Origin of the sequence: Streptomyces sp. NBC_01463, assembly GCA_036227345.1 — a bacterium.
Taxonomy (GTDB): domain Bacteria; phylum Actinomycetota; class Actinomycetes; order Streptomycetales; family Streptomycetaceae; genus Streptomyces.
In genome coordinates this window covers 6,614,326-6,640,533 of sequence record CP109468.1, presented here as the reverse complement: position 1 = coordinate 6,640,533, position 26,208 = coordinate 6,614,326, and the positions used below count along the sequence as shown (strand labels likewise).

23 protein-coding genes are annotated in these 26,208 nt (G+C 70.5%); 5 read left to right on the top strand and 18 right to left on the bottom strand.

The genetic code is table 11. The annotated features are described in order from the left end of the window. Positions 1-42 precede the first annotated feature (42 nt). The 3 genes from OG521_29275 to OG521_29265 all read left to right on the top strand — a co-directional run bounded on the left by OG521_29275 (position 43) and on the right by OG521_29265 (position 3,005). Positions 43-774 (top strand): hypothetical protein, encoded by a 732-nt coding sequence (locus OG521_29275; protein WUW24637.1) that lies wholly within the window; start codon positions 43-45, stop codon positions 772-774. Positions 775-825: 51 nt separating this feature from the next. After that, complete coding sequence (locus tag OG521_29270) at positions 826-1,647, top strand: DsbA family protein (protein ID WUW24636.1); 822 nt, start codon at positions 826-828, stop codon at positions 1,645-1,647. Between the two features lie 365 nt (positions 1,648-2,012). Continuing rightward, positions 2,013-3,005, top strand: coding sequence for a zinc metalloprotease (locus OG521_29265; protein WUW24635.1), 993 nt, complete (start codon positions 2,013-2,015; stop codon positions 3,003-3,005). 71 nt (positions 3,006-3,076) lie between these two features. On the opposite strand, the gene OG521_29260 is transcribed toward OG521_29265, so the two are convergent. Then, positions 3,077-3,655: a dienelactone hydrolase family protein gene (locus OG521_29260; GenBank protein ID WUW26838.1), complete on the bottom strand. Its 579-nt coding sequence runs from the start codon at positions 3,653-3,655 to the stop codon at positions 3,077-3,079. 37 nt (positions 3,656-3,692) lie between these two features. Between OG521_29260 and OG521_29255 the strand changes: the two genes are divergently transcribed. After that, on the top strand, positions 3,693-4,814 hold the full coding sequence (locus OG521_29255; GenBank protein ID WUW26837.1) for a mechanosensitive ion channel family protein: 1,122 nt from the start codon (positions 3,693-3,695) through the stop codon (positions 4,812-4,814). A gap of 19 nt (positions 4,815-4,833) precedes the next feature. Here the strand turns inward: OG521_29255 and OG521_29250 are convergent, their stop codons facing one another. The 5 genes from OG521_29250 to OG521_29230 all read right to left on the bottom strand — a co-directional run bounded on the left by OG521_29250 (position 4,834) and on the right by OG521_29230 (position 9,598). Further along, positions 4,834-6,420, bottom strand: coding sequence for a Na+/H+ antiporter (locus OG521_29250; protein WUW24634.1), 1,587 nt, complete (start codon positions 6,418-6,420; stop codon positions 4,834-4,836). A 107-nt stretch (positions 6,421-6,527) separates the two neighbouring features. Beyond that, positions 6,528-6,992 carry a GNAT family N-acetyltransferase gene (locus tag OG521_29245; GenBank protein ID WUW24633.1) on the bottom strand — a complete coding sequence of 155 codons (465 nt, stop codon included), beginning with the start codon at positions 6,990-6,992 and terminating at the stop codon, positions 6,528-6,530. Next, complete coding sequence (locus OG521_29240; protein ID WUW24632.1) at positions 6,989-7,930, bottom strand: RluA family pseudouridine synthase; 942 nt, start codon at positions 7,928-7,930, stop codon at positions 6,989-6,991. Before OG521_29240 ends, OG521_29245 begins: the two co-directional genes overlap by 4 nt. A gap of 23 nt (positions 7,931-7,953) precedes the next feature. Further along, positions 7,954-8,625 carry a signal peptidase II gene (gene lspA / locus OG521_29235; protein ID WUW24631.1) on the bottom strand — a complete coding sequence of 224 codons (672 nt, stop codon included), beginning with the start codon at positions 8,623-8,625 and terminating at the stop codon, positions 7,954-7,956. Between the two features lie 223 nt (positions 8,626-8,848). Next, the gene (locus tag OG521_29230; GenBank protein ID WUW24630.1) at positions 8,849-9,598 is read right to left on the bottom strand and encodes a TraR/DksA family transcriptional regulator; all 750 of its coding nucleotides are present in this window, start codon (positions 9,596-9,598) and stop codon (positions 8,849-8,851) included. A gap of 531 nt (positions 9,599-10,129) precedes the next feature. Here OG521_29230 and ileS point away from each other — a divergent pair. Then, entirely contained in the window at positions 10,130-13,279 is a 3,150-nt protein-coding gene (gene ileS / locus OG521_29225; GenBank protein ID WUW24629.1) for an isoleucine--tRNA ligase, read from the top strand. Positions 13,280-13,553: 274 nt separating this feature from the next. On the opposite strand, the gene OG521_29220 is transcribed toward ileS, so the two are convergent. The 12 genes from OG521_29220 to OG521_29165 form a co-directional block, all read right to left on the bottom strand. After that, positions 13,554-14,690 (bottom strand): DivIVA domain-containing protein, encoded by a 1,137-nt coding sequence (locus OG521_29220; GenBank protein ID WUW24628.1) that lies wholly within the window; start codon positions 14,688-14,690, stop codon positions 13,554-13,556. Between the two features lie 49 nt (positions 14,691-14,739). Further along, positions 14,740-15,024, bottom strand: a complete 285-nt coding sequence (locus OG521_29215) for a YggT family protein (GenBank protein WUW24627.1) — start codon at positions 15,022-15,024, stop codon at positions 14,740-14,742. Positions 15,025-15,095: 71 nt separating this feature from the next. Next, complete coding sequence (sepF, locus tag OG521_29210; GenBank protein ID WUW24626.1) at positions 15,096-15,713, bottom strand: cell division protein SepF; 618 nt, start codon at positions 15,711-15,713, stop codon at positions 15,096-15,098. Positions 15,714-15,838: 125 nt separating this feature from the next. Continuing rightward, a complete protein-coding gene (locus OG521_29205) occupies positions 15,839-16,558 on the bottom strand; it encodes a YggS family pyridoxal phosphate-dependent enzyme (GenBank protein WUW24625.1) in 720 nt (239 codons plus the stop codon). A 3-nt stretch (positions 16,559-16,561) separates the two neighbouring features. Further along, complete coding sequence (gene pgeF, locus OG521_29200) at positions 16,562-17,302, bottom strand: peptidoglycan editing factor PgeF (protein WUW24624.1); 741 nt, start codon at positions 17,300-17,302, stop codon at positions 16,562-16,564. Positions 17,303-17,319: 17 nt separating this feature from the next. Continuing rightward, the gene (gene ftsZ / locus OG521_29195) at positions 17,320-18,534 is read right to left on the bottom strand and encodes a cell division protein FtsZ (protein WUW24623.1); all 1,215 of its coding nucleotides are present in this window, start codon (positions 18,532-18,534) and stop codon (positions 17,320-17,322) included. A 276-nt stretch (positions 18,535-18,810) separates the two neighbouring features. Continuing rightward, positions 18,811-19,599 (bottom strand): FtsQ-type POTRA domain-containing protein, encoded by a 789-nt coding sequence (locus OG521_29190; protein ID WUW24622.1) that lies wholly within the window; start codon positions 19,597-19,599, stop codon positions 18,811-18,813. A gap of 51 nt (positions 19,600-19,650) precedes the next feature. Then, the gene (gene murG, locus OG521_29185) at positions 19,651-20,745 is read right to left on the bottom strand and encodes an undecaprenyldiphospho-muramoylpentapeptide beta-N-acetylglucosaminyltransferase (GenBank protein ID WUW24621.1); all 1,095 of its coding nucleotides are present in this window, start codon (positions 20,743-20,745) and stop codon (positions 19,651-19,653) included. A 6-nt stretch (positions 20,746-20,751) separates the two neighbouring features. Continuing rightward, positions 20,752-22,194 (bottom strand): putative lipid II flippase FtsW, encoded by a 1,443-nt coding sequence (gene ftsW / locus OG521_29180; protein ID WUW24620.1) that lies wholly within the window; start codon positions 22,192-22,194, stop codon positions 20,752-20,754. Positions 22,195-22,309: 115 nt separating this feature from the next. Then, positions 22,310-23,737: a UDP-N-acetylmuramoyl-L-alanine--D-glutamate ligase gene (gene murD / locus OG521_29175; protein ID WUW26836.1), complete on the bottom strand. Its 1,428-nt coding sequence runs from the start codon at positions 23,735-23,737 to the stop codon at positions 22,310-22,312. After that, positions 23,734-24,804, bottom strand: a complete 1,071-nt coding sequence (mraY, locus tag OG521_29170; protein ID WUW24619.1) for a phospho-N-acetylmuramoyl-pentapeptide-transferase — start codon at positions 24,802-24,804, stop codon at positions 23,734-23,736. The genes murD and mraY overlap by 4 nt, the downstream gene beginning before the upstream one ends. Continuing rightward, positions 24,801-26,207 carry a UDP-N-acetylmuramoyl-tripeptide--D-alanyl-D-alanine ligase gene (locus OG521_29165; protein ID WUW24618.1) on the bottom strand — a complete coding sequence of 469 codons (1,407 nt, stop codon included), beginning with the start codon at positions 26,205-26,207 and terminating at the stop codon, positions 24,801-24,803. Before OG521_29165 ends, mraY begins: the two co-directional genes overlap by 4 nt. Between the last annotated feature and the right edge of the window lies 1 nt (position 26,208).

The window sequence follows — 26,208 nt, the reverse complement described above, 5'->3', positions numbered from 1 at the left end:
CTTAGGGCTCGCCTACAGGTTCGCATGCGACACTCCTCGACGATGGACATATCCGGGACGCAGCTCAGAGTGGTGCGCGCGGCGCTTTTCACAGCGCTCGTCGTGACGCTCTCCGCTGCGTCCCATGTGCTGCTCTCCCGGGTCCCGCTGCCGCTGACCCTGGTCGCCGTGCTGGCGGGCGCCGTCTTCGCCGTGGCGTACGCGCTGGCCGGCCGGGAGCGCGGCTTCGGGGCGATCGCGGGGCTGCTGGTCCCGCTGGAGCTGGCCGCGGACACGGTCTTCACCACCGGACAGCACCTCTGTTACGGCGCTGCGGGCGGGCCGATCGCGGGTCCCCTGCGCTCGGTCGGTGTCGACGTGCTGTGCGGGGGCGGTGATGTCGGAGCGGGCGCGTCGCGGCTCGGCGGTGTCGGCGAGGTGGGCACCCCGCTGGCCTCGGTGACCGCGGGCGGCCACGGCGCCGCCGCCCTGCTGGCCTCCCCCGGCCCGCTTGTCCCCTGGCTGCTGCTGGCCGCCCATGTGTCGGTCGGGCTGCTCGCCGCCGCCTGGCTGCACCGCGGCGAGCTGGCGCTCGCGGGCCTGCTGGGCGCGTTCGCCCTGCTGGCGTTCCGGCCGCTGCTGATCGCGGTCGCCGTCGCGGGAACGGCCCGCCGCACCGCGGGCCGCGAGATCCGCACCGCGGGCCACGGCCCGCACCTCCTCGTCCACGCGCGCCTCCTCGTGCACTCCGTGGGACGGAGGGGACCGCCGAGCCGGGCCTGTGCCACCGCCTGAGCACGCGAGTCCCTGACGACGTACGACCACGCACCCCACGGAGAACCCACCATGAGCAAGCGCAACAGCCAGGCCAACAAGTCCGCCGCCCGCGAGCGGCTGCGCGCCGAGCGCGAGCGCCAGGCGAAGAAGGACAAGACCCGCCGGCAGGTCGTCGTCGGCGTCTCCGTCGTCGCCGTCCTCGCGATCGCCGCCGGCGTCGGTTACGGCGTGATGAAGCTGAACGAGCCCGACCACTGGGACGAGGCCAAGGACGCCAAGAACGTCACCGCCCCGAAGAACACCTCGGGCACGAACGGCACGACCGTCGTGGTCGGCAAGTCGACCGCCAAGAAGACCCTGGAGCTGTACGAGGACTCCCGCTGCCCGGTCTGCGCCTCGTTCGAGCAGACGGTCGGCGAGACGGTCCACAAGGACGTCGACGCAGGCAAGTACAAGATCAAGTACATCGGTGCCACGTTCATCGACGGCGCCAACTCGGCCAACGGTGAGGGCTCGAAGAACGCGCTGAGCGCCCTGGGCGCCGCGCTGAACGTGAGCCCCGAGGCGTTCCTCGACTACAAGTACGCGCTCTACTCCACGAAGTACCACCCCGAGGAGACGGACGACAAGTTCAAGGACGACTCGTACCTGATCAAGGTCGCCGACACGGTGGACGCGCTCAAGGGCAACGCCGCCTTCCAGAAGGACGTCAAGGACGGTACGTACGACTCCTGGGCGATGAAGATGTCCGCGACCTTCGACAAGAGCGGCGTCGAGGGCACCCCGACCCTGAAGATGGACGGCAAGACGCTGACCGGCTCGGACAAGAAGAACGCCCCGATGACGGTGGCGGACTTCAACAGCGCGATCACCGCCGCGCTGAAGGGCTGACAGCCGCCCGGCTCCGCGCGGAACGGGCGGGTGAACCCACCGGGTTCACCCGCCCGTTCGCGTCCGCGGCCCGCCCGGCCCGTCCGGATCCGGCCACGCCGGGCCGTGTTGACGGTGGATGACGGCCCTGTGTCGGGTGGCGTTCCGCACGGATCCAATGGGGACACACCGGTCTCCGGATGAACCCGGTAGATGACGTCCGCCTCCCAAACTCCGGAGCGGACAGCAGAATTTCTTCCCGTTGCACCGGTTTGCACCATGAATGATTGGGCCGGATCGCCCCTCGCCCACATATGACATGCCCACGTAATCTCCCCGGCGGCGGGTGAGGAAATCCCTCCCCCACACATCCGCTAGGAGTCCCTGTGCGCACTCTCGCTCGCATTTCTCCGCGTCTGCGTCACCACGCGATCGGCACCGCCGTCCTGGCCGGAACCCTGGCCCTGGCCCCCCTCACCGTCCCCTCCGGTGCCACCGCCGCGTCCGGGAAGGCCACTGCCACGTCCCTGTCCGCCGAGGCCTGCGCGGACGCCCCGGCCGGCGCCACCGCCCGCGAGTCCCGCCCCACGGGCCCGGAGCGCGCCTCGGACCCCAACGAGCTGACCACCGCCCAGGCCGCCGCCATCGACCGGCAGATGAAGCAGAGACTCACCGAGCGCCGGATCCCCGGCGCCGCGCTCGCCGCCGGTGCGACCGTCCCCGTCTACTTCCACGTCATCCACTCAGGCAGCACGGGCAAGCTCAGCGCCGCCGACATCAGCAGCCAGATGAGCGTGCTGAACGCCGCGTACAGCGGCTCGGGCACCGGCAACACCCCCACCGGCTTCCAGTTCTCGCTGGCCGGCACCGACTACACGGACAACGCGTCCTGGTACAACGTCTCCTCGGGCTCGTCGGCCGAGAGGTCGATGAAGACGGCCCTGCGCAAGGGCGGCAAGAACGCGCTCAACGTCTACACCGCCAACCTCGGCGGCGGGCTGCTCGGCTGGGCGACGTTCCCGAGCTCCTACAGCTCCAGCCCGTCCATGGACGGCGTGGTCATCCTGGACGCCTCGCTGCCGGGCGGTTCGGCCGCCAACTACGACGAGGGCGACACCGCGACGCACGAGGTCGGCCACTGGATGGGGCTCTACCACACCTTCCAGGGCGGCTGCGGCGGCAGCGGCGACTACGTCTCCGACACCCCCGCGGAGAAGAGCGCCGCGTTCGAGTGCCCGACCGGGCGCAACACCTGCACCGGCACCGGTGTGGACCCGATCCACAACTTCATGGACTACACCTACGACTCCTGCATGTACCAGTTCACCCCGGGCCAGGTGCAGCGGATGAGCGACAGCTGGACCGCGTACCGCGGCTGATCCCTTCCGCTCCCTTCCGCACGGACCGAGGGGCCCCGCGCACCGTTGTGTGCGCGGGGCCCCTCGCACACTCACAGCGTGGCGAGGAAGCCGATCGCGACCTTCCAGGCCAGCTCCGCCGACGCCTGGTCGAAGTCGGGCAGTTCGGCGTCGGTGAACAGGTGGCCCGCGCCCGGGTAGCGGTAGACCTCGACATCGGCACCGGTCCGCTGCATCTGCAGGTACCAGGAGTTCAGCCAGTCGTGCGTCTCGAACGGGTCCGGGTCGGCGACGTGCAGCTGCACGGGCAGCTCGTCCACCGAGGCGGTCTCCGCGATGTCCGACGTGCCGTGGAACAGCAGCAGTCCCCGCGCCTTCGCATCGCCGAGCGCGAGCGTCTGGGCGACCGACGCCCCCAGCGAGAAGCCCGCGTAGACCAGCCCGCGGTCGGAGTAGGGCGCCGCGGCCAGCACGGCCCGCTTCAGCAGCTCCTCCTTGCCCGTCTCCTCCTTGAAGGCCAGCCCGTCCTCGATGGTTTCGAAGGTGTGCCCGTCGAAGAGATCGGGCACGTGCACCTCATGCCCGGCGGCGCGCAGCCGGTCGGCGGCCGCATGCACCGCGGGGCGCAGTCCGTACGTCGAGTGGAAAAGCATGATGTTCATGAGGCCCATGGTGCCAGTTACGGTCGAGAGCATGGAGAGCGACAGCATGGAGAACGTACTGCGACCGCTGATCGTCCTCGGCGGCACCGCCGTGATCACGCTGGTGGCGGGCTGGCTGCTCGACCTGCTGCTCAGGCGCGCCGACGGCCGGCACCACGAGACGCCGTTGTGGGGCCTGCTGCGGCGCTGCCGGCTCCCGTTCCAGCTGACGCTGGGCGCGGCGCTGCTGCGGGCCACCTACCCCCACACCCGGCTCGACATGGTCCGCGAGCACCGGACGGGCATCGGCCAGGTGCTGACCCTGGTACTGATCGGGGCGTCGGCCTGGCTGGTGGTGCGGATCGCCGTCGCGGTGGTGGACTCGGTGTACGCGCGCTACGCGGCGAACACCCGGGACCCGGCACGGGTGCGGCGGGTCCGGACCCAGGTGACGCTGATCCAGCGGGTGGTCATCGCGATCGTGACGACCGTGGCGGTCGCCGCGATGCTGCTGACGTTCCCCGCCATGCAGACGGTCGGCACCTCGATGCTGGCCTCGGCCGGTGTCCTCGGCATCGTCGCCGGTGTCGCCGCCCAGTCCACGCTCGGCAATCTCTTCGCCGGCCTGCAGATCGCCTTCGGCGACATGGTGCGGATCGGCGACACGGTGGTGGTGGACGGGGAGTGGGGCACGATCGAGGAGATCACCCTGACCTTCCTCGCGGTGCGGACCTGGGACGAGCGGCGGATCACGATGCCGGTCTCGTACTTCACCAGCAAGCCCTTCGAGAACTGGTCGCGCGGCGGGGCCCAGATGACCGGCTCGGTCTTCTTCCACCTCGACCACGCGGCGCCCGTCGCCGCGATGCGCGAGCAGCTGCGGGACATCCTGGGCGAGTGCGCGGCGTGGGACGGCCGGGACTGGTCGCTGGCGGTCACCGACACCACACCCTCCACGATCCAGGTGCGCGCGGTGGTCACGGCGAAGGACGCGGACGACATCTGGACGGTGCGCTGCGCGGTCCGGGAGCAGCTGATCGGCTGGCTGCGCGACCACCATCCCTACGCGCTGCCGCGGATCGCCACGGCCCCCGCGGCGCTGCCGCCCGGTGACGCGTGGCCGGCCGTGCACGGCGCGGACGAGAAGCCCGCGGGCTGGGGCCGGGCGCCGCGTACCGGACGCGGCTGACCTTCCGCGCCGGGGCGGGTCAGCGCAGGCTGCGTACGTCCAGCTGCCGCAGCACCCGGTCGACGACCTCGGGGTCCGCGCCCGCCTCGCTGCGCGCGGAGAGCACCGCGTGGCGGGCGGCCGACATCATCTCGCGCTGGATGCGGCTGACCGCCTTGAACCGCTCGGCGCGCTGGGCGTACGCCTCGCGCCGCTCGTCGTCGACCATGTCGGGGCTGATCCGCGCCCCGACGTCGTAGGCCAGTCGCTGGAGGCGTTCCACGACGTCCTCGGGGAACTCCTCGACCTCCTGGATCTCCTTGAGCCGCTGCTTGGCCGCCTTGGCGGCCCGGATCGCGAGGTCCCGCTCCAGCGCCTCCTCGGCGTCGGTGTCCGCCTTCACCCGCAGCTTGCGCACCAGCCACGGCAGGGTCAGACCCTGGAAGACCAGCGTGACCATGATCACGGAGAAGGCGATGAAGACGATCTCGTCACGGCCGGGGAACGGCTTCCCGTCGTCCGTCTTCAGCGGGATCGCGAGTGCCAGCGCGACCGAGGCCACCCCGCGCATCCCCGCCCACCACATGACGACGGTCTCCCGCCAGCCGGTGGGGATCTCCTCGCTGACGTCGCGGCGGGTGTGCAGCCGCTTGGCCAGCCAGGTCGCGGGGAGGAGATAGAGCAGCCGGACGCCGACGACGACGGCGACGACGGCCAGGCCCCAGCCGGTCATCTCCAGCCTGCGGCCGTCGGCCGTCCCGAAGACGTTGTGCAGTTCGAGGCCGATCAGCCCGAAGGCGACACCGGTGACGAGGGTGTCGACGATCTCCCAGAACGTGCGGCCGGTGAGCCGGCCGAGCACGTCGTCGGCGTCGGCGGTGTACTCGGCGAGGAAGAGCGCGGTGGTCAGGACGGCGAGCACGCCGGAGCCCATCAGCTCCTCGGCGAGCACGTAGCTGACGAACGGCACCAGCAGGGTCAGGCCGACCTGGAGGGTGGCGTCGCCGAGCAGGCCCATGAGTTTGATGGTGAGCCAGCCGAGCGCGACGCCCACCGCGACGGCGACGACCGCGGACAGGATCAGCAGTCCGAACGCCTCGGGCAGCGAGAAGGTGCCGCTCACCGCCGCGGCGATGGCCACGTGGTAGAGCACGATCGCGGTGACGTCGTTGAACAGGCCCTCGCCCTCCAGGATGGAGACGAGGCGGCGGGGCAGTCCGACCGATCCCGCGACGGCGGTGGCCGCGACCGGGTCGGGCGGGGCGACGAGCGCGCCGAGCGCGACGGCGGCGGCGAGCGGCAGCCCGGGAACGATCGCGTTGGCCACCGCGGCCACGGCCGCCGTCGTCAGGAAGACGAGGGCGACGGCCAGCAGGAAGATCGGACGCTTGTTGGCGGTGAACTGCCGCCAGGAGGTGCGCTGCACGGAGGCGTAGAGCAGCGGCGGGAGCAGCGCGGGAAGAATGATCTCCGGCGGGATGTCCACGTTCGGCACGAAGCTGAGGAAGGCCATCCCGACCCCGGCGAGGGTCATCAGCACCGGTGCGGGAAGGCCGAGCCGTTCGCCGAGTGGCACGGTGACCACGGCTCCCAGGAGCAGCAGGAGCAGCAGTGCCATTTGGTCCACGGGGTGCCTTCCGGAGCGCTCCGGCCGGGCCCGGTCTCGGCACGGCCAAGGGCCCTCAGCCTGCCATGGGAGTCAGGTAACCCGTGGCCAGGGGGTGCGCCGGGGTGTCAGATCGTCCGGCGCATCGCCCGGTGCGCGATGCCCGCGTCCGGGAACTCGGGGCCGTAGGCCGCGTACCCGAGGCGCTCGTAGAAACCGAGCGCGTGCGTCTGGGCGTGCAGGTCGACGGCGGCCAGACCGAGCTCGCGGGCGGCGTCCTCGATGGCCCGCACCAGCGCCGCGCCGACCCCGAGGCCGCGCGCGCCGCTGGTCACCGCGAGCCGGCCGAGCGAACCGACGGTGAGGTCGCCGCCGGTCTTCGTCTCCGTGCCGGGGCCGTGCAGCAGCCGTCCGGTGCCCAGTGCCGTGCCGTCCTCGGCGACGGCTATGACGTGGACCGCGTGCGCGTCGTAGGAGTCGTACTCGATCTCCTCCGGCACGTTCTGCTCGCCGACGAAGACGTCCTTGCGGACCTGGAAGCAGGCGGCACGGTCCTGCTCACCGGTGACGGTCCGGGTGGTGTAGGCGATCATTCGCTCTCCGCCGCGATCCGGTCGAGGGCCTGCTGGAGGTCGTCCGGGTAGGTGCTGGAGAACTCCACCCAGCTGCCGTCCGCGGGGTGCTCGAAGCCGAGCCGGACCGCGTGCAGCCACTGCCGGGTCAGCCCCAGCCGCTTGGCCATGGTCGGGTCCGCGCCATAGGTGAGGTCGCCGACGCAGGGGTGGCGGTGGGCGGACATGTGCACCCGGATCTGGTGGGTGCGGCCGGTCTCCAGCTTGATGTCCAGGAGGCTGGCGGCGCGGTACGCCTCGATCAGGTCGTAGTGCGTCACCGACGGCTTGCCCTCGGCGACGACCGCCCACTTGTAGTCGTGCGTGGGGTGGCGGCCGATGGGGGCGTCGATGGTGCCGCTCATCGGGTCCGGGTGGCCCTGGACGAGCGCGTGGTACTTCTTGTCGACGATCCGGTCGCGGAACTGGGCCTTCAGCAGGGTGTAGGCGCGCTCGGACTTGGCGACGACCATCAGCCCCGAGGTGCCCACGTCCAGCCGGTGGACGATGCCCTGGCGCTCGGCGGCGCCCGACGTCGAGATCCGGTAGCCGGCGGCGGCGAGGCCGCCGATGACGGTGGTGCCGGTCCAGCCGGGGCTGGGGTGCGCGGCGACGCCGACCGGCTTCATGATGACGACGATGTCGTCGTCGTCGTGGACGATCTCCATGCCCTCGACGGGCTCGGCGACGATCTGCACCGGAGCGGGAGCCTGCGGCATCTCCACTTCCAGCCAGGCGCCGCCCCGCACCCGCTCGGACTTCCCGACGACCGAACCGTCCACCTGCACCTTCCCGGCGGCGGCCAGCTCGGCGGCCTTGGTGCGGGAGAAGCCGAACATGCGGGAAATGGCGGCGTCGACACGCTCGCCTTCCAGGCCATCGGGTACGGGCAGGGTTCGGATCTCGGGATGCGTACTCACCTGTCGAGTATGCCTTGCGCGTCCTAGTCCTTGTGCACGGTGCCGTCGGGGTCCAGGCCCTTGAAGGACAGCAGCACGATCAGGATGCCGCCGCAGACGATGGCGGAGTCCGCCAGGTTGAAGACGGCGAAGTGCGCGGGGGCGATGAAGTCCACCACCGCACCCTCGAAGACACCGGGCGCGCGGAAGATGCGGTCGGTGAGGTTGCCGAGGGCACCGCCGAGCAGCAGGCCGAGCGCGATCGCCCAGGGCAGGCTGTAGAGCTTGCGCGCGAGCCGGGCGATCACCACGATGACGGTCGCCGCGATGATCGTGAAGATGATCGTGAAGGCCTCGCCGAGGCCGAACGCGGCGCCCGCGTTACGGATCGCGTCGAGCTTCAGCCAGTCGCCGAAGATCTCGATGGGCTCCTGGTGCTCCAGCTTCGCCACCACGAGCATCTTGCTGCCGAGGTCCAGCAGGTAGGCGAGCACGGCGACGCAGAAGAGCAGGATGATCCGGCGCCGGCGGGTGGCCGGCGAACGGTCGACCGATGTCTCCGTCTCGCCGTCGTCCGCCACCGGACCGGCGTCCTGCCCGTCCGGCTCGACGGCGTCGGGGGACCCGCTCGCGCCGGCCCGGTCCGGCTCGGCTCCTTCGCGTCCCTCAGCCTCGGGGATGTCCGGCGTACCGATGATGCGCTCCGCCTCTGCCACGTGAGTCCCTCAACCTAGTTCCCGACGGAGAGGCTGTCGGGTGATCTGCGATCGGAAAGCGGACGCGGTCCGGTGCGTGCGGTTCCAAGGCGCCGAGATGTCCTGGCAGCGGAGCTACCGGGGCATTTCGGCAACGCGGGAAGCGTGCGTGCCAGGGCGTGGCCGCCCGATCGCGGATCACCCGACAGCCTCTGGGGACGAGGGTACGACACACCGGTGGGGATCAGCCGCGTCGCTCCTGCTTCTGTTTGTCCTCGACGCAGAGGGTGGCCCGGGGGAACGCCTGCATGCGCGCCTTGCCGATCGGATTGCCGCAGATCTCACAGAGTCCGTACGTGCCCGCGTCGAGGCGGGCCAGGGCCCGCTCGGTCTGCTCCAGCATCTCCTGGGCGTTGGCGGCGAGCGACATCTCGTGCTCGCGGGTGATGTTCTTGGTGCCGGTGTCCGCCTCGTCGTCCCCCGCCCCGTCGCCGGAGTCCCGCATCAGCCCGGCCAGCGCCAGGCCCGAGGCCTCCAGCTCGTTGCGCAGCCGGGTGATCTCGCCGGTCAGCTCGCTCCGGGCGGCCGAGACCTCCTCCGCCGTCCAGGGGTCCTCCCCCGGCCGTACGGCCAGCTCTCCCGGGGTCGTCGCCGCGGCCCGGGCCGGGGGCACGGGCGCGGCGCTCCTGCCGGTGGTCCGGGTCCTGGCCGCGCTCTTCTTGGCTACCACCGTGTGGGCTCCCGTCTGCTCGGCGGCCTCGGCCGCCCCCGTGGCCGCGGACGCGGCCTTCTTCGAAGCCTTGGCGGCCGTGGTCCGCCCGGCCGCGGCCTTCTTGGCCGCCGCCTTCTTGACCGTCTTCCCGGCCGTCTTCTTCGTGGTCCTCTTCGCGGCCCCGGCGGCCCCGGTGGTGCTCGCCGCCGCGTCCTCCGGCCCGGTCCCCGCGTTCGCGTCGGACGTCTTCTTCGCCACCATGGCCGCGGCCCCTTCACGCATTGTGATCTTGCTCGCGAGTCGTGCTGGGACGATAAGTCGACCCCAGCCCCGCGGCAACGGGGCACGCCGCCGCATGGTCCCTCCCCGTGTCCGGATCACTCCGCGCCTGAAACCGTTGTTCCCAGCTCCCCGCCGGGTAATCCGCCTTCCGGCCGCCCGCCGGAGGGTGCCGGGACCCGATGCGCCCCGTCTGGCCATTCGGGTCACTCCGGGGCCGCCGGAAATCCGGTCGGCCGCCGCGCCCCGCGGCCCGTACACTGGCCCCAGCGAGAGGCGTGGATGGGACGAGTAGCGTCGTACGCAGCCAGGAGCGACCCGGGGACGGTGGAAGCCCGGGGGCGAGCGCGTCGTGAAGATCACCCCGGAGCCGTCGGAAGAACGCCCGCCAGGGCCAGTAGAACCGGCATCGCACCCCAATGAGGGGGCCACGGGCGGCACGCCCGGGGCCAAGGAGGGTGGTACCGCGGGATCCGGCATCGGTTCTCGTCCCTCCGACGGAAGTGGAACACGTCCGCCGGAGGAAGCCCGCACATGACATCGCCGCAGTACCGCCAGGTACCCGCCCAGGTCGACCTGCCCGCGCTGGAGCACGCCGTGCTCGACTTCTGGCGCGAGAACAAGGTCTTCGACCGGAGCCTCGAACAGTCCGAGGGCCGCCCCGAGTGGGTCTTCTACGAGGGCCCGCCCACGGCCAACGGCATGCCGGGCGCCCACCACATCGAGGCCCGCGTCTTCAAGGACGTCTTCCCGCGCTTCCGCACCATGCAGGGCTACCACGTCGGCCGGAAGGCCGGCTGGGACTGTCACGGCCTGCCGGTCGAGCTCGCGGTCGAGAAGGAGCTGGGCTTCAACGGCAAGAAGGACATCGAGGCGTACGGCATCGCCGAGTTCAACGCCAAGTGCCGTGAGTCCGTGACCCGGCACACCGACGCCTTCACCGAGCTCACGACCCGGATGGGCTACTGGGTCGACCTCGACGACGCGTACCGCACGATGGACCCCGAGTACGTCGAGTCCGTGTGGTGGTCGCTGAAGGAGATCTTCAACAAGGGCCTGCTCACCCAGGACCACCGCGTCGCCCCGTGGTGCCCGCGCTGCGGCACCGGCCTCTCGGACCACGAGCTGGCGCAGGGGTACGAGACGGTCGTCGACCCGTCGGTCTTCGTGCGCTTCCCGCTCACCTCCGGCCCGCTGGCCGGCGAGGCGGCGCTCCTGGTGTGGACGACGACCCCCTGGACCCTGGTCTCCAACACGGCCGTCGCCGCACACCCCGAGGTCGAGTACGTCGTCGCGACGGACGGCCAGGAGAAGCTGGTCGTCGCCCGGCCGCTCGTCGAGAAGGCGCTGGGCGAGGGCTGGGAGCTGACCGGTGACTCCTTCACCGGCCGCGAGATGGAGCGCTGGACCTACGAGCGCCCGTTCACCCTGATCGACTTCCCGGCGCCCGCGCACTACGTCGTCAACGCCGAGTACGTGACGACCGAGGACGGTACGGGTCTGGTCCACCAGTCCCCCGCCTTCGGCGCCGACGACCTCCTGGTCTGCAAGGCGTACGGACTGCCGGTGGTCAACCCGGTCCGCCCCGACGGCACCTTCGAGGAGAACGTGCCGCTGGTCGGTGGCGTCTTCTTCAAGAAGGCCGACGAGGCGCTCACCGAGGACCTGGCCGCCCGCGGCAAGCTCTTCCGGCACGTCCCGTACGAGCACAGCTACCCGCACTGCTGGCGCTGCCACACGGCGCTGCTCTACTACGCGCAGCCGTCCTGGTACATCCGCACGACCGAGATCAAGGACCGGCTCCTCGCGGAGAACGAGAAGACCAACTGGTTCCCCGACTCGGTCAAGAACGGCCGCTTCGGCGACTGGCTGAACAACAACGTCGACTGGGCGCTGTCCCGGAACCGCTACTGGGGCACCCCGCTGCCGATCTGGCGCTGCGAGGACGACCACCTCACCTGCGTCGGCTCGCGCGCCGAGCTGACCGCCCTCACCGGCACCGACCTCTCCGGCCTGGACCCGCACCGGCCGTTCATCGACGAGATCACGTTCACCTGCACGCACGAGAACTGCCAGCTGGAGGCGTACCGCGTCCCCGAGGTCATCGACGCCTGGTACGACTCGGGCTCGATGCCGTTCGCGCAGTGGGGCTACCCGTACAAGAACAAGGAGATCTTCGAGAGCCGCTACCCGGCGCAGTTCATCTCGGAGGCCATCGACCAGACGCGCGGGTGGTTCTACACGCTGATGGCGGTCGGCACGCTCGTCTTCGACAAGTCCTCGTACGAGAACGTGGTGTGCCTGGGCCACATCCTGGCCGAGGACGGCCGGAAGATGTCCAAGCACCTGGGCAACACCCTCGAACCGATCCCGCTCATGGACCAGCACGGCGCCGACGCCGTCCGCTGGTTCATGGCGGCGGGCGGCTCCCCGTGGGCGGCGCGCCGGGTCGGCCACGGCACGATCCAGGAGGTCGTCCGCAAGACGCTCCTCACGTACTGGAACACGGTCGCCTTCCAGGCCCTGTACGCCCGTACGTCGAACTGGGCGCCCTCCGCGGCCGACCCGGCACCGGCGGACCGCACGGTCCTGGACCGCTGGCTGCTCAGCGAGCTGAACGCCCTGGTGGACCAGGTCACCACCGCGCTGGAGGGGTACGACACCCAGCGCGCCGGCAAGCTGCTGTCCGCGTTCGTCGACGACCTGTCCAACTGGTACGTGCGCCGCTCCCGCCGCCGCTTCTGGCAGGGCGACAAGGCGGCGCTGCGCACCCTGCACGAGGTCGTCGAGACGGTCACCCGGCTGATGGCCCCGCTGACCCCGTTCATCACCGAGCGGGTCTGGCAGGACCTCGTCACACCGGTCACCCCGGACGCGCCGTCGTCGGTCCACCTCTCCAGCTGGCCGAAGGCGGACCTGTCCGCGATCGACCCGGACCTGTCCACGCAGATGGCGCTGGTCCGCCGCCTGGTCGAGCTGGGACGCGCCACGCGTGCCGAGTCGGGCGTGAAGACCCGGCAGCCGCTGTCCCGCGCCCTGGTGGCGGCCTCGGGCTTCGAGAACCTCTCCCCGGAGCTGCACGCGCAGATCACCGAGGAGCTGAACGTCTCCTCGCTGGCCTCCCTGTCCGAGGTGGGCGGCTCGCTCGTCGACACGACGGCGAAGGCGAACTTCCGGGCGCTGGGCAAGCGGTTCGGCAAGGGCGTCCAGGCGGTGGCGAAGGCCGTCGCGAACGCGGACGCCGCGGCGCTCTCCCTCGCCCTGCGCGAGGGCACGGCGTCGGTCGAGGTCGACGGCGAGCAGGTCACGCTGGCTCCCGACGAGGTCATCATCACGGAGACCCCGCGCGAGGGCTGGTCGGTCGCGTCCGACTCGGGCGCGACGGTCGCGCTCGACCTGGAGATCACTCCGGAGCTGCGGCGTGCGGGCCTGGCCCGTGACGCGATCCGGCTGATCCAGGAGGCGCGCAAGAACAGCGGCCTGGACGTCGCGGACCGCATCGCCGTCCGCTGGACGTCCACCTCCCCCGCGACGGCCGAGGCCCTGACCGAGCACGCGTCCCTGATCGCGGACGAGGTCCTGGCCCTGGACTACGCGCAGGGCGAGGCGGACGCGGCGTACGGCGAGCCCTTCGAGGACGAGGGCCTGTCCCTGACGTTCCGCCTCCGCAAGACGGAGCGGTAGCCGCAGCACACGAAGGGCCCGGCCGGACACGTTCCGGCCGGGCCCTTCTGCGTCTCGGCCGCCAATCCAGCCCCGCCGGCGTTTGAGGCGCGGGGGTCCGGGGGCGGAGCCCCCGGTTACGGGAAGGGGCGGGCAGGGGACAGGCCCCGCGCAGCGGCCACCCACAACCCCACCGCACTCGCACCCGCCCACAGCAAAGGGCCGGGCCCCGGGGAATCCCCGGGGCCCGGCCCTCAGCCTGCCGACGGCTACGCGCTCAGCGAGCGCGAACCGCTCAGTTGTCGTCCTCGTCGATCAGGAACCCGCGCATCGGCGAAGGCGCCTGCTGCATCGGCTGCGGCGCCTGCGGCCGCACCGGTGCCATCGGCTGCGTCATCGCGGGCGACATCTGCTGCTGGCCACCGTAGGAGGGGCCACCGCCCATGGACGGGTTGCCGCCCATCTGCTGGTTGCCGTGACCGCCGTGGTTGCCACCCATGGTGTGACCCATCGCACCGGCACCGGCCGGGGCCAGCGAGGGCGACGGCGGCAGCGAGGCGGCAGCCGGCGTCCGCGGCGGAGCCAGCGAGTCGTCGGCCTGGGTCTCCAGCTGACGCAGCTGGCTCTCCAGGTAGGACTTCAGACGGGTCCGGTACTCGCGCTCGAAGCCACGCAGGTCCTCGACCTTGCGCTCCAGCGTCGCGCGGGCCGACTCCAGCGAGCCCATCGCCACGCGGTGCTTCTCCTGCGCGTCCCGCTCCAGGGCGTCAGCCTTGGCGCGCGCGTCGCGCTCCAGGCCCTCGGCACGGCTGCGCGCCTCGCCGACGATCTTGTTGGCCTCGGAACGGGCCTCCGCGATCGCCTGGTCGGCGGTCTGCTGCGCCAGGGACAGGACACGGGCGGCGCTGTCGCCACCGGGGCCCTGCTGCTGCATCTGCGGCGGCTGCTGCATCTGCTGCATCTGCTGCATCTGCTGCTGCTGGGGGTTGTGACCGCCCATGGGGCCGCCCATCGGGCCACCCTGCATCGGGCCGGGGCCGTGCGGGCCCTGCGGACCGGGGCCGTGCGGACCCTGGGGGCCGTGGCCGCTGGGACCGGCGGGCAGCTGCGGAGCACCACCGGGCAGCTGGGGCGGACCCATCTGCGGGGGCTGCTGCTGGACCGGCGGACCAGATATGGCGGCGGGCACGGGCGCACCGGGGCGATCCTGCTGCTCGGGCGGCTTGCGCATGCCCTGCTGCTGCTGGTTCTGCGCGGCGGCACGCGTGGCGGCGGCCAGCTTGGCGCGCAGGTCCTCGTTCTCACGGAGCAGGCGGGTCAGCTCGGACTCGACCTCGTCGAGGAAGGCATCGACCTCGTCCTCGTCGTAGCCTTCTCGAAGGCGGACCGTCGTGAACTGCTTGTTCCGCACGTCCTCGGGGGTCAGCGGCATCTCTTCTTCACCTCTACGTAGTCGTCGGCAGTCGGCAGGACCGTATCGCTCACAGCCTGGTCACGATGCTGATCAGGATGGAAACGATGATCATCAGAACGAAGAAGGACAGGTCGAGTGCCACGCCCCCGAGACGCAGCGGCGGAATGAACCGCCGCAGGAGCTTGAGCGGTGGATCGGTGACCGTGTAAGTGGCCTCAAGGACGACCACCATCGGCTTGCCCGGCTGCCATGAACGTGCGAACTGGAAGACGTAGTCCATGACCAGCCGGAAGATCAGCACGATGAGGAAACACATCAACGCGATGTAGACAACACTTTGTGCGACGCCCATCCTCGCGCTTCCCTCTCCCCTGGCTCTCGTAGCTCCGGCCTCGCGGCCGGGTTGTTCCCGGTGTCGTGTTCTCAGCTCTGGTTGAAGAATCCGCCCTCTGCGATGCGGGCCTTGTCCTCCGCCGTGACATCGACGTTAGCAGGCGACAACAGGAACACCTTCTGCGTCACTCGCTCAATGCTGCCATGGAGACCGAAGACAAGTCCCGCGGCAAAGTCGACAAGTCGCTTTGCGTCCGTATCGTCCATCTCCGTGAGATTCATGATCACCGGAGTGCCCTCACGGAAGTGTTCCCCGATGGTACGGGCCTCGTTGTAGGTCCTGGGGTGCAGCGTGGTGATGCGGTACGGCTCCCGCTCGGACACGACCTTGGGCATGATCACCGGTGCGTTCTTCTCCATGTTCGGACGTTCAGGTGTGATGGATGCCACGGGGGCGATCCGGGCGGGTCGCTCTCTTTCCGCCGGGATCTGAACCGGCTCCCGCTGCGCCGGAGGCTGTACCACTCGTACCGGTTCGTCCCGCTCCCGGTCACGCTCCACCTGATGCGCGGGCTGGTGCCGGCGCCGGTCGCGCTCGGGCTCCGGCTCGGGTTCGAATTCGTCGTCGGGGTCGAACCCCGGACCGTCGTACCCATCGTCCTCCACGAGGCCGAGGTAGACCGCCATCTTGCGCATCGCGCCGGCCATGCTCTGAGTCCTCCGCTCTGTGGTGGATCGGCATCTGTCACCAAGTGCCCGCGATCCACTGTGGCCTGCCCGCCATAGGCGGTAATGACCATATTTTCTGCTGTGGTCCGACTTGCTTGGCGACGTTACCCGAGCCCGGGTCGGACTCCGAGTACCGCAGTACCGACGCGCACATGTGTCGCTCCGGCCGCAACCGCGTCCTCGAGGTCCGCACTCATCCCTGCAGAGACCATGTTCGCAGCCGGATGGTTCCCGCGCAGCCGGGATGAGAATTCCATCAGCCGGTCGAACGCCGCCCGTTGCCTTCCGGCGAACGGTCCGGCCAGCGGGGCGACGGTCATCAGACCGTCGAGCCGCAGTCCGGGTGCGGACGCGACCGCGTCGGCCAACTCCTCGATCCCGTCGGGGGCGACACCGCCGCGCTCCCCCCGCTCTCCGCTCTCCGCGTCGAGCGCGACCTGGATGAGACACCCGAGTTCACGGCCGCCGCGGCCGGCCGCGGCCGAGAGCGCGGTCACCAGCTTCGTACGGTCCACCGACTGCACGACATCGGCATAACTCGCCACAGATCGCACCTTGTTCGTCTGCAACTGACCGACAAAGTGCCATGTGAGGGACAGATCCGCACAATCGGCGGCTTTGGGGGCGGCGTCCTGGTCACGATTCTCCGCGACATGGCGCACACCGAGTTCGTGCAGGATCCGCACATCGCTCGCGGGGTAGGTCTTGGTGACCACGATGAGGGTCACTTCTTCCCGATCGCGACCGACCGCGGCGCAGGCGGAGGAGATCCGTTCCTCCACGTGCGCCAGATTCGCGGAGAGTTGTTCCTTACGGTCCGTCATGCCCTATCCGTCCAGCCAGACATATCCAGCGAGCCGCCCGGTGGTGCGGTCGCGTCGGTACGAGAAGTGGTCGCCCGATTCGATGGTGCAGACGGACGACCTGTGCCGGTCGGTGACCCCGAGGTCCGCCAGCTGCGCGTGGACTCCGGCGGTGACGTCGACCGCCGGCGTTCCCCAGCTGGTCTCGGACCACGAGGCGGGGACGACGGCCGCGACCTCGTCCCGCATCTCGGCCGGCACCTCGTAGCACCGGCCGCAGACGGCCGGTCCGGTGCGGGCGACGATCCGCGAGGCCTCGGCGCCGAGCTCCACCATGGCCCCGATCACTGCGGGCACCACTCCGGCGACCAGTCCGGGCCGGCCCGCGTGTGCTGCTGCGACGATCCCGGCGACCGGGTCGGCGAGCAGTACGGGAGTGCAGTCGGCGGTGAGAACCGCGAGCGGGAGTCCGCGTCGCGCGGTCACCACCGCGTCCACGGCGGGAATCTCGCGGGCGTCACCCCAGGGTCCTTCGACCACGGCGACATCCCGGCCGTGCACCTGGTTCATCCAGACGACCTGTGCCGGATCGAGTCCGCGGGCCCGTGCGGCCCGCTCCCGGTTGGCGAGAACGGCGGCGGCGTCGTCGCCGACCGCGCCGCCGAGGTTGAGCTCCGCGTACGGAGCGGCGCTCACCCCTCCCCACCTGTCGGTGAAGGAGAAATGAGCGCCGCCGTCCGAAGGAACAGAATCCTCATGGCTCACTGAGTGGTGCGGGCCTATCACTTCAAGAAGTCCGGAACGTCCAGCTCTTCGGCCTGGGAGTCCTGGTAGGGACGGGCCGGCGGGACGTGCGGCGGGGTGACCGGGGGAAGGTGGCTCTCATGAGCGGCCGGCACCGGCTCCGACTGGACCGGCGGCTCCTCGCGCGGGGGCACCGAGCCCAGTCCGCCCGTCTGGCGCGCGGGCTCGGCGGCCCGGGCCGGCGTCGCCGGCTCCTCGCGCTTGGTGGAGTTCGCACCCAGGACGTTCTCCCGCCGGGCCGGCGGCTGTCCGCCGTCGAAGCCCGCCGCGATCACGGTGACCCGCACCTCGTCGCCCAGTGCGTCGTCGATGACCGCACCGAAGATGATGTTGGCCTCGGGGTGCGCCGCCTCGCTCACCAGCTGGGCGGCCTCGTTGATCTCGAAGAGACCGAGGTCGCTGCCGCCGGAGATGGAGAGCAGGACACCGCGGGCGCCGTCGATGGACGCCTCCAGGAGCGGCGAGGAGATCGCCATCTCCGCGGCGGCCACCGCGCGGTCGTCGCCGCGCGCCGAGCCGATGCCCATGAGCGCCGATCCGGCCTCGGACATGACCGACTTGACGTCGGCGAAGTCGAGGTTGATCAGACCCGGGGTGGTGATGAGGTCGGTGATGCCCTGGACACCCGAGAGCAGCACCTGGTCGGCCGACTTGAACGCGTCGAGCACGCTGACCTGACGGTCCGAGATGGACAGCAGCCGGTCATTGGGAATGACGATGAGGGTGTCGACCTCTTCGCGGAGTTCGGCGATGCCGTCCTCCGCCTGGTTCGCGCGACGCCGGCCCTCGAAGGTGAACGGGCGGGTGACCACGCCGATCGTCAGGGCGCCGAGCGAGCGCGCGATGTTGGCGACGACGGGTGCGCCACCGGTTCCGGTGCCACCACCCTCGCCTGCGGTGACGAAGACCATGTCGGCCCCCTTGAGGACCTCCTCGATCTCCTCACGGTGGTCCTCTGCCGCCTTGCGACCGACGGCCGGGTTCGCCCCGGCGCCGAGGCCACGGGTGAGTTCACGGCCGACGTCGAGCTTGACGTCGGCGTCGCTCATCAACAGGGCTTGCGCATCCGTGTTGATCGCGATGAACTCGACGCCCTTGAGACCGACCTCGATCATTCGGTTGATGGCATTGACACCACCGCCGCCGACACCGATGACCTTGATGACTGCGAGGTAGTTCTGCGGTGCTGCCACGTCGAAGGCCTCTCGCCTCGAGTTACGTGTCGTCGCTTGGCGGTAGTCCCGCCGCGACGACGGATGCCGATTGGGACGGTCCGAACGCCGACCCAAACCCTAACGTTGAAGTTTAGGGTTACCAGTGTGTCTGCTTCATGGACTCTTCCGAACAGGACACTAAGTCGACAAGTGGCGCACGTTCAACGAACACGCCGAACCTCCCGTTTTTCTTTTCACCCTATGTGATCACCCGTAGCGCTGACCAACCAGGGTGCTGGCCAGGCCGAATGTGCGTCAACTGCCCGACACCGCGGGTGCGGTGGGTGCACTCACGTCGAAGTGTCCCGCTTTGGGAGCGGCTTTCATGAGTGCGGTGAGGACTTTCGCCTTCACCGCACCTTCTTCGCTGCTCCCCCAGATCACCGTGCGGTCCCCGGTGAGTTCCAGGGAGACCGCATCGTACGAGGTGACCCGCACGACCTGGGTGTCCTTGGCGATCCCGACCGGAAGACCGCCCGCGACCCGGACCGCTTCCCGCACCAGCCGGTCACTGCCGAATCGGCGCAGGCTCGCGGACCGACCAGGGGTCAGTTCCAGCAGGGGTACGCGCCCGGGCACCTTGTCCACCGTGGCGAAGCGCACGCCTTTGGCGTCCACTTCAATGAACTTTGCGCCCTTTTTCACCAACAGGACCGGCTTTCGTTCGGTCACTTTAAGTCCGATGCCGTGCGGCCATGACCGTACGACATCCACCGAGTCGATACGAGGCAACTTCTGGCGCAATCTGCCGGCGATGGCGCCGGTGTCCACGGAGACGAGCGGAGCGCCCATCGGCACCGCCGCCGCGTTCTCCACCTCGGCCGGTGTCAGTACGTCGACCCCGGTGATCCGGACCTGTTCGGTGCGGAGCCAGGAGGAGCCGTAGAGCGCCCAGACGGCGCCGGAGCCGAGCAGCAGCACGGCCGCGGCGATCACGATCAGCAGGGTGCGCCGGGACATCCGGCGCCGCTGTTCGCTCGGCGGGCGGTCCGGGGTGTCCTCCTGCTGCCCTGCACCGCGCTGGGCGGTCGTCGGTCCGGCCACGCTCGCCTCCTTATGCCGGGTCCGGGGGCACCGCCCCCGGACCCGTGGGCCTCACGCGCCTCGGCGTGCGGCAATCGCCTCGTACACCATGCCGACCAGCAGATCGTCGGCGTCCCGGCGGCCGAACTCGGCGGCGGCGCGGGACATTTCGTACAGCCGGTGCGGATCCGACAGCACCGGAAGGACGTTGCCCTGCACCCACTCGGGGGTGAGCGCCGCGTCGTCCACCAGCAGACCGCCGCCGGCGTTGACCACCGGCTGGGCGTTGAGCCGCTGTTCGCCGTTGCCGATCGGCAGCGGGACGTAGGCGGCGGGCAGCCCGACGGCGGAGAGTTCGGCGACGGTCATCGCGCCCGCACGGCAGAGCATCATGTCGGCCGCCGCGTACGCGAGATCCATCCGGTCCACGTACGGTACCGGGATGTACGGCGGCATCCCGGGCATGTTGTCCACGCGCGGCATTTCGTTCTTCGGGCCGACCACGTGCAGGATCTGGATCCCGGAGCGCTGCAGCAGCGGCGCCACCCGCTGGACCACCTCGTTGAGGTGGCGGGCGCCCTGCGAGCCGCCGGAGACCAGCAGCGTCGGCAGGTTGGGGTCGAGCCCGAAGGCGGCACGCGCCTCGGGGCGGACCCGGGCCCGGTCCAGGGTGGCGATGGTGCGGCGCAGCGGGATGCCGATGTAGCGGGCACCGCGCAGCTTGCTGTCGGGGGTGGAGACGGCGACCCCGTGCGCGTACCGCGAACCGATCTTGTTGGCCAGGCCCGGCCGGGCATTGGCCTCGTGCACCACGATCGGCACTCCGGCGCGCTTGGCGGCGAGGTAGCCGGGCAGGGCCACGTAGCCGCCGAAGCCGACCACGCAGTCCGCCTTGGTGCGCTCCAGGATCTGCTCGGCCGCCTTGATGGTGCCGCGCAGCCGGCCCGGCACGGTGATGAGCTCAGGGGTGGGCTTGCGCGGCAGCGGCACGGCCGGGATCAGGGCGAGTTCGTACCCCCGCTCGGGTACGAGCCTGGTCTCGAGTCCGCGCTCCGTGCCGAGAGCGGTGATTCCCACGCTCGGGTCCTGCCTGCGCAGGGCGTCCGCGAGGGCAAGCGCGGGCTCGATGTGGCCGGCGGTCCCCCCACCGGCGAGTACGACATGCACCGAAATTCACCGCTCTCCGGACGGACGCTTCTTGACGCGCCGTCTCATCGTCTTCCATCTCACCCCGGGCCTCCGCATGGCCAGGGCCGCCTTCGCGGCGGGATCCGCTCGCGCGAACGCGATCAGCAGCCCGACAGCGAACATGGTCGGCAGCAGGGCCGAACCCCCGTAGGAGAACAGCGGAAGCGGGACACCGGCGATCGGCAGCAGGCCGAGCACCGCACCGATGTTGATCACGGCCTGGGCCGTGATCCAGGTGGTCACACCTCCCGCTGCGTACCTCACGAAGGGGTCCTCCGTGCGTCCGGCCACGCGGATACCCGCATAGCCTAGAGCCGCGAAGAGGGCGAGTACCGACAGCGTCCCCGCCAACCCCAGTTCCTCCCCGGTGATGGCGAAGATGAAGTCGGTGTGAGGTTCGGGGAGTTGGCCCCATTTCTCCACGCTTGCACCGAGCCCGGATCCGAACCATCCGCCGGACGCCAGCGCGTAGATGCCGTGCACGGCCTGCCAGCACGAGCCGCCCGGGCCCGGTTCGCTGGCTCCCATGCAGTCCAGCCGGGACATCCGGTTCGGACTGGTCTTGATCAGCAGGAAGGCGATCAGGCCGGCGGCGGCGAGCACGCCGGCGAACAGCCGGGTGGGCGCTCCGGCCAGCCAGAGCAGTCCGAAAAGGATCGCAGTGAGAATGATCGCAGTGCCCATGTCACCGCCGAGCATGATCAGCCCGAGCAGCATGAACGTGACCGGGACCAGCGGCACCAGCATGTGCTTCCACTGGTTCAGCAGCCGCTTGTCCTGTTTGCGGGCGAGCAGGTCGGCCCCCCACAGGACGAGGGCCAGCTTGCCGAACTCACTGGGCTGGAGCTGGAAGGGGCCGCCGAGGTAGAGCCAGTTCCGGTTGCCGTTGACCGACATCCCTATCCCCGGCACCTGGACCAGCACCATCAGGAAGACGGCGCCCATCAGCAGCGGGTAGGACAGCGCCCGGTGCAGCTTGACGGGCATCCGGGCGGCCATGGCCATCAGTCCGGCGCCGATGACGGCGGCGAGGAACTGCTTGCGGAAGAAGTACGTGCCCGGCTTGTCGAGCTCCAGCGCCTTGATCATCGAGGCGGAGTAGACCATCACGAGCCCGAGCACGGTGATCAGCAGCCCGGCGCCCAGGATCAGGTAGTACGCCGTCAGCGGGCGGTCCCAGGCCCGGCGTGCCTGCTCGTACAGCCGCCGCGCGCCTCCGCCCCGGGGGGAACGGGGGCTGCCGGAGGTCCTGGAGCGGGCCGCCGGGGGCCGCCTGGAGGCGGCGGCCGGCCGGACGCGCAGGGCGAGTCCGGCGGGGAGCGGTGCGCCCGCGGCCGCCAGGAGGGGTGGACGGAGCGCCCGGCTGATCGCCGAGGTCGCCCGTGAGCGGTCCCTGCCGCGTGCGGCAGAGCTCTCTTCGGCCGGCATGGTCCCTGTCCCCTCCACTGCTCGTGCCCGGGGCTTCGGTGCCGAGGGCCCGGGCCCCGGCGCGGTCGCGCGTACCCGGGTGTTCCGGGACCGTACGGCGTGGAGGCCGGGCCCGTCAGTCGTTCTCGGCGGCCTGTGCGCGGACGGCGTCCGCGAAGGCCTCGCCCCGCTTGTTGTAATTGACGAACATGTCCATCGAGGCACAGGCCGGGGCCATCAGTACGGTGTCTCCCGGCCGGGCGAGCCGTGCCGCCTCGCGGACCGCCTCGGACATCGCCCCAGTGTCGGTCCGGTCGAGGTCGGTCACCGGGACCTCGGGGGCGTGTCGCGCGAGGGCTTCGCGGATCAGGGCGCGGTCGGCGCCCATCAGCACGACGCCCCGCAGCCGCTTCGCGCACCCGGTCACCAGCTCGTCGAAGCTCGCGCCCTTGGCCAGCCCGCCGGCGATCCAGACGATGGAGTCGTAGGACGCCAGGGAGGCTTCGGCGGCGTGGGTGTTGGTGGCCTTGGAGTCGTCGATGTACGCCACCCCGGCGACGTCCGCGACGTGCTCGATGCGGTGCGGGTCGGGGCGGAAGGCCCGCAGCCCGTCGCGCACGGCGGCGGGCTCCACGCCGAAGGCGCGGGCCAGCGCCGCTGCCGCCAGCGCGTTGGCGATGTTGTGCGGGGCGGGCGGGTTCACGTCCGCGACCTCGGCGAGCTCCTGGGCCTGCTTCTGCCGGTTCGTCACGAAGGCGCGGTCGACGAGGATGCCGTCGACGACCCCGAGCTGGGAGGGCCCCGGGGTGCCGAGGGTGAAGCCGATCGCCCGGCAGCCCTCCTCGACGTCCGCCTCGCGCACCAGTTCCTCCGTGGCGGGGTCCGCCACGTTGTAGACGCAGGCGACGGTGTTGCCCTCGTAGATCCGGCCCTTGTCCGCGACGTACGCGGCCATGGAGCCGTGCCAGTCGAGGTGGTCCGGCGCCAGGTTGAGGACGGCTGCGGAGTGGGCGCGCAGCGAGGGCGACCAGTGCAGCTGGTAGCTGGAGAGCTCGACGGCCAGGACGTCGTACGTCTCCTCGCCGAGGACCGCGTCCAGCAGCGAGACCCCGATGTTGCCGACCGCGGCGGTGCGCAGCCCGGCCGCCTCCAGGATCGAGGCGAGCATCCGTACGGTCGTGGTCTTGCCGTTGGTGCCGGTGACCGCGAGCCAGGGGGCCGGTTCCCGGCCGTCCCGCCCACGCAGCCGCCAGGCGAGTTCGACGTCGCCCCAGATGGGGACGCCCGCCTCGGCGGCCGCGGTGAAGAGCGGCTTGTCGGGCTTCCAGCCCGGGGTGGTGACGATGAGCTCGGTGGACTCCGGCAGGGTGGCCCCGTCGCCGAGGCGCACGGTGATGCCCTGCGCCTCCAGCTCCGCGGCCTGGGTGCGCGAGCGCTCGTCGTCCCCGTCGTTGACCACGGTGACGACGGCGCCGAGGCCGTGCAGCACCCGGGCCGCCGGGATCCCGGAGACCCCGAGTCCGGCGACCGTGACGTGCTTGCCCTGCCAGTCCACGTTGCTCACTTCTTGGCTGCCCATCCTGCGTAGAAGAGGCCGAGGCCGACGATCACGCACATGCCCTGGATGATCCAGAAGCGGACCACGACAAGGACTTCGGACCACCCCTTGAGTTCGAAGTGGTGCTGCAGTGGCGCCATCCGGAAGACGCGCTTGCCGGTCATCTTGAACGAGCCGACCTGGATGACGACGGACATCGTGATCATCACGAAGAGGCCGCCGAGCACCGCCATCAGGAACTCGGTGCGGGAGCAGATCGCCAGACCGGCGAGCGCTCCGCCGAGGGCGAGCGAGCCGGTGTCGCCCATGAAGATCTTGGCGGGCGACGTGTTCCACCACAGGAAGCCGAAGCAGGAGCCCATCAGCGCGGAGGCCACGACCGCGAGGTCGAGCGGATCTCGCACTTCGAAGCAGGCGCTCGGGTTGGTGAGGGTGGCCGCGTTGGCGCAGGACTCCTGGAACTGCCAGAGCCCGATGAAGGTGTACGCGCCGAAGACCATCACGGACGCACCGGTGGCGAGGCCGTCCAGACCGTCCGTCAGGTTCACGCCGTTGGACATGGCGAGAATCATGAAGAGCGCCCAGAGCACGAACAGCACCGGGCCGATCGACCAGCCGAAGTCCTCGACGAACGAGAGCTTGGTGGAGGCGGGGGTGTTGCCGCGGGCGTCGGCGAACTGGAGCGAGAGCACCGCGAAGGCGATGCCGACGATCAGCTGGCCGGCCATCTTCGCCTTGGCGCGCAGGCCCAGCGAACGCTGCTTGACGATCTTGATGTAGTCGTCGAGGAAGCCGACGAGTCCCATGCCGGCCATCAGGAAGAGGACCAGCACACCGGAGAAGCGCATGTCCTCGCCGGTGATGACCTTCGCCAGCACGTACGCGATGATCGTCGCCAGGATGAAGGCGATGCCGCCCATCGTGGGCGTGCCCTTCTTCGATCCGTGGCTGCGCGGGCCGTCGTCCCGGATGAACTGCCCGTATCCCTTGCGGGCCAGCAGCTTGATCAGCAGCGGGGTACCGACCAGGGTCAGGAAGAGCCCGATGGCCCCCGCGAAGAGGATCTGCCTCATCGGCCGGCGACCTCGCCCTCGGTCGCGTTCTCCAGCAGTGCCGTAACGACCTGCTCCAGGCCGACCGACCGGGACGCCTTCACCAGCACGACGTCTCCCGGGCGCAGTTCACTGCGCAACAGGTCGACGGCAGCCTGTGCGTCGGACACATGCACCGACTCCTCACCCCACGAACCCTCGTTGTATGCGCCCAGTTGCAGCCAGGAGGCTTCTCTGCCCCCGACCGCGACGAGCTTGCTGACGTTGAGCCGGACGGCGAGCCGTCCGACCGCGTCGTGCTCGGTGAGCGAGGCGTCGCCGAGCTCGGCCATCTGGCCGAGCACCGCCCACGTACGACGCCCCTTCCCCATGGCGGCCAGCGCGCGGAGCGCGGCCTTCATGGATTCGGGGTTGGCGTTGTAGGCGTCATTGACGAACGTCACGCCGTCCGGACGCTCGGTGACCTCCATGCGCCAGCGGGAGAGGGTGCCCGCCTCGGAGAGCGCCACGGCGATCTCGTCTGCGGACAGGCCCAACTCATGGGCGACGGCGGCCGCGGCGAGCGCGTTCGACACGTGGTGCTCACCGTACAGGCGCATGGTCACATCGCTGCACCCGGTGGGTGTGTGGAGCCTGAACGCGGGGCGGCCGTCCTCGGTGAGCCGGACGTTCTCACCCCGTACGTCCGCATCCGCGGCTTCACCGAAGAACAGCACCCGGGCCTTGGTCCGGGAGGTCATCGCGCGGACGAGGGGGTCGTCGGCGTTGAGGACGGCGAGGCCGTCCTCGGGGAGGGACTCGACCATCTCGCCCTTGGCCTGGGCGATCTGCTCGCGGCCGCCGAACTCGCCGATGTGGGCGCTGCCGACGTTGAGGACGAGCCCGATCCGGGGCGGGACGAGTCCGGTGAGGTAACAGATGTCGCCGATGTACCGGGCGCCCATTTCGAGGACGAGGTGCTGGGTCTCCGCGGTGGCACGCAGCGCGGTGAGCGGCAGACCGATCTCGTTGTTGAGGTTGCCCGCCGGGTAGACGGTCGGCCCCTTGCGCTCCAGGAGCTGGGCGATGAGGTCCTTGGTGGAGGTCTTGCCGGCGGATCCGGTGAGCGCGACGACGGTGGTGCCGAGGCGGCCGACGACGGACCGGGAGAGGGCGCCGAGCGCCGCCACCACGTCGTCCACGACGATCGCGGGTACACCGACGGGGCGGGAGGCCAGGACGACGGCCGCACCGGCCTCGACGGCGCGCTGCGCGTAGTCGTGGCCGTCGACGCGTTCACCGGCGAAGGCGACGAAGAGGCTGCCTGGCTTCACCTCCCGGGAGTCGATGACGACTGGCCCGCTGACGATGACGGCCGGATCCGGTATGTCGTACGACTGCCCGCCGACGATTTCGGCGATCTCGGCGAGGGAAAGGGCGATCACT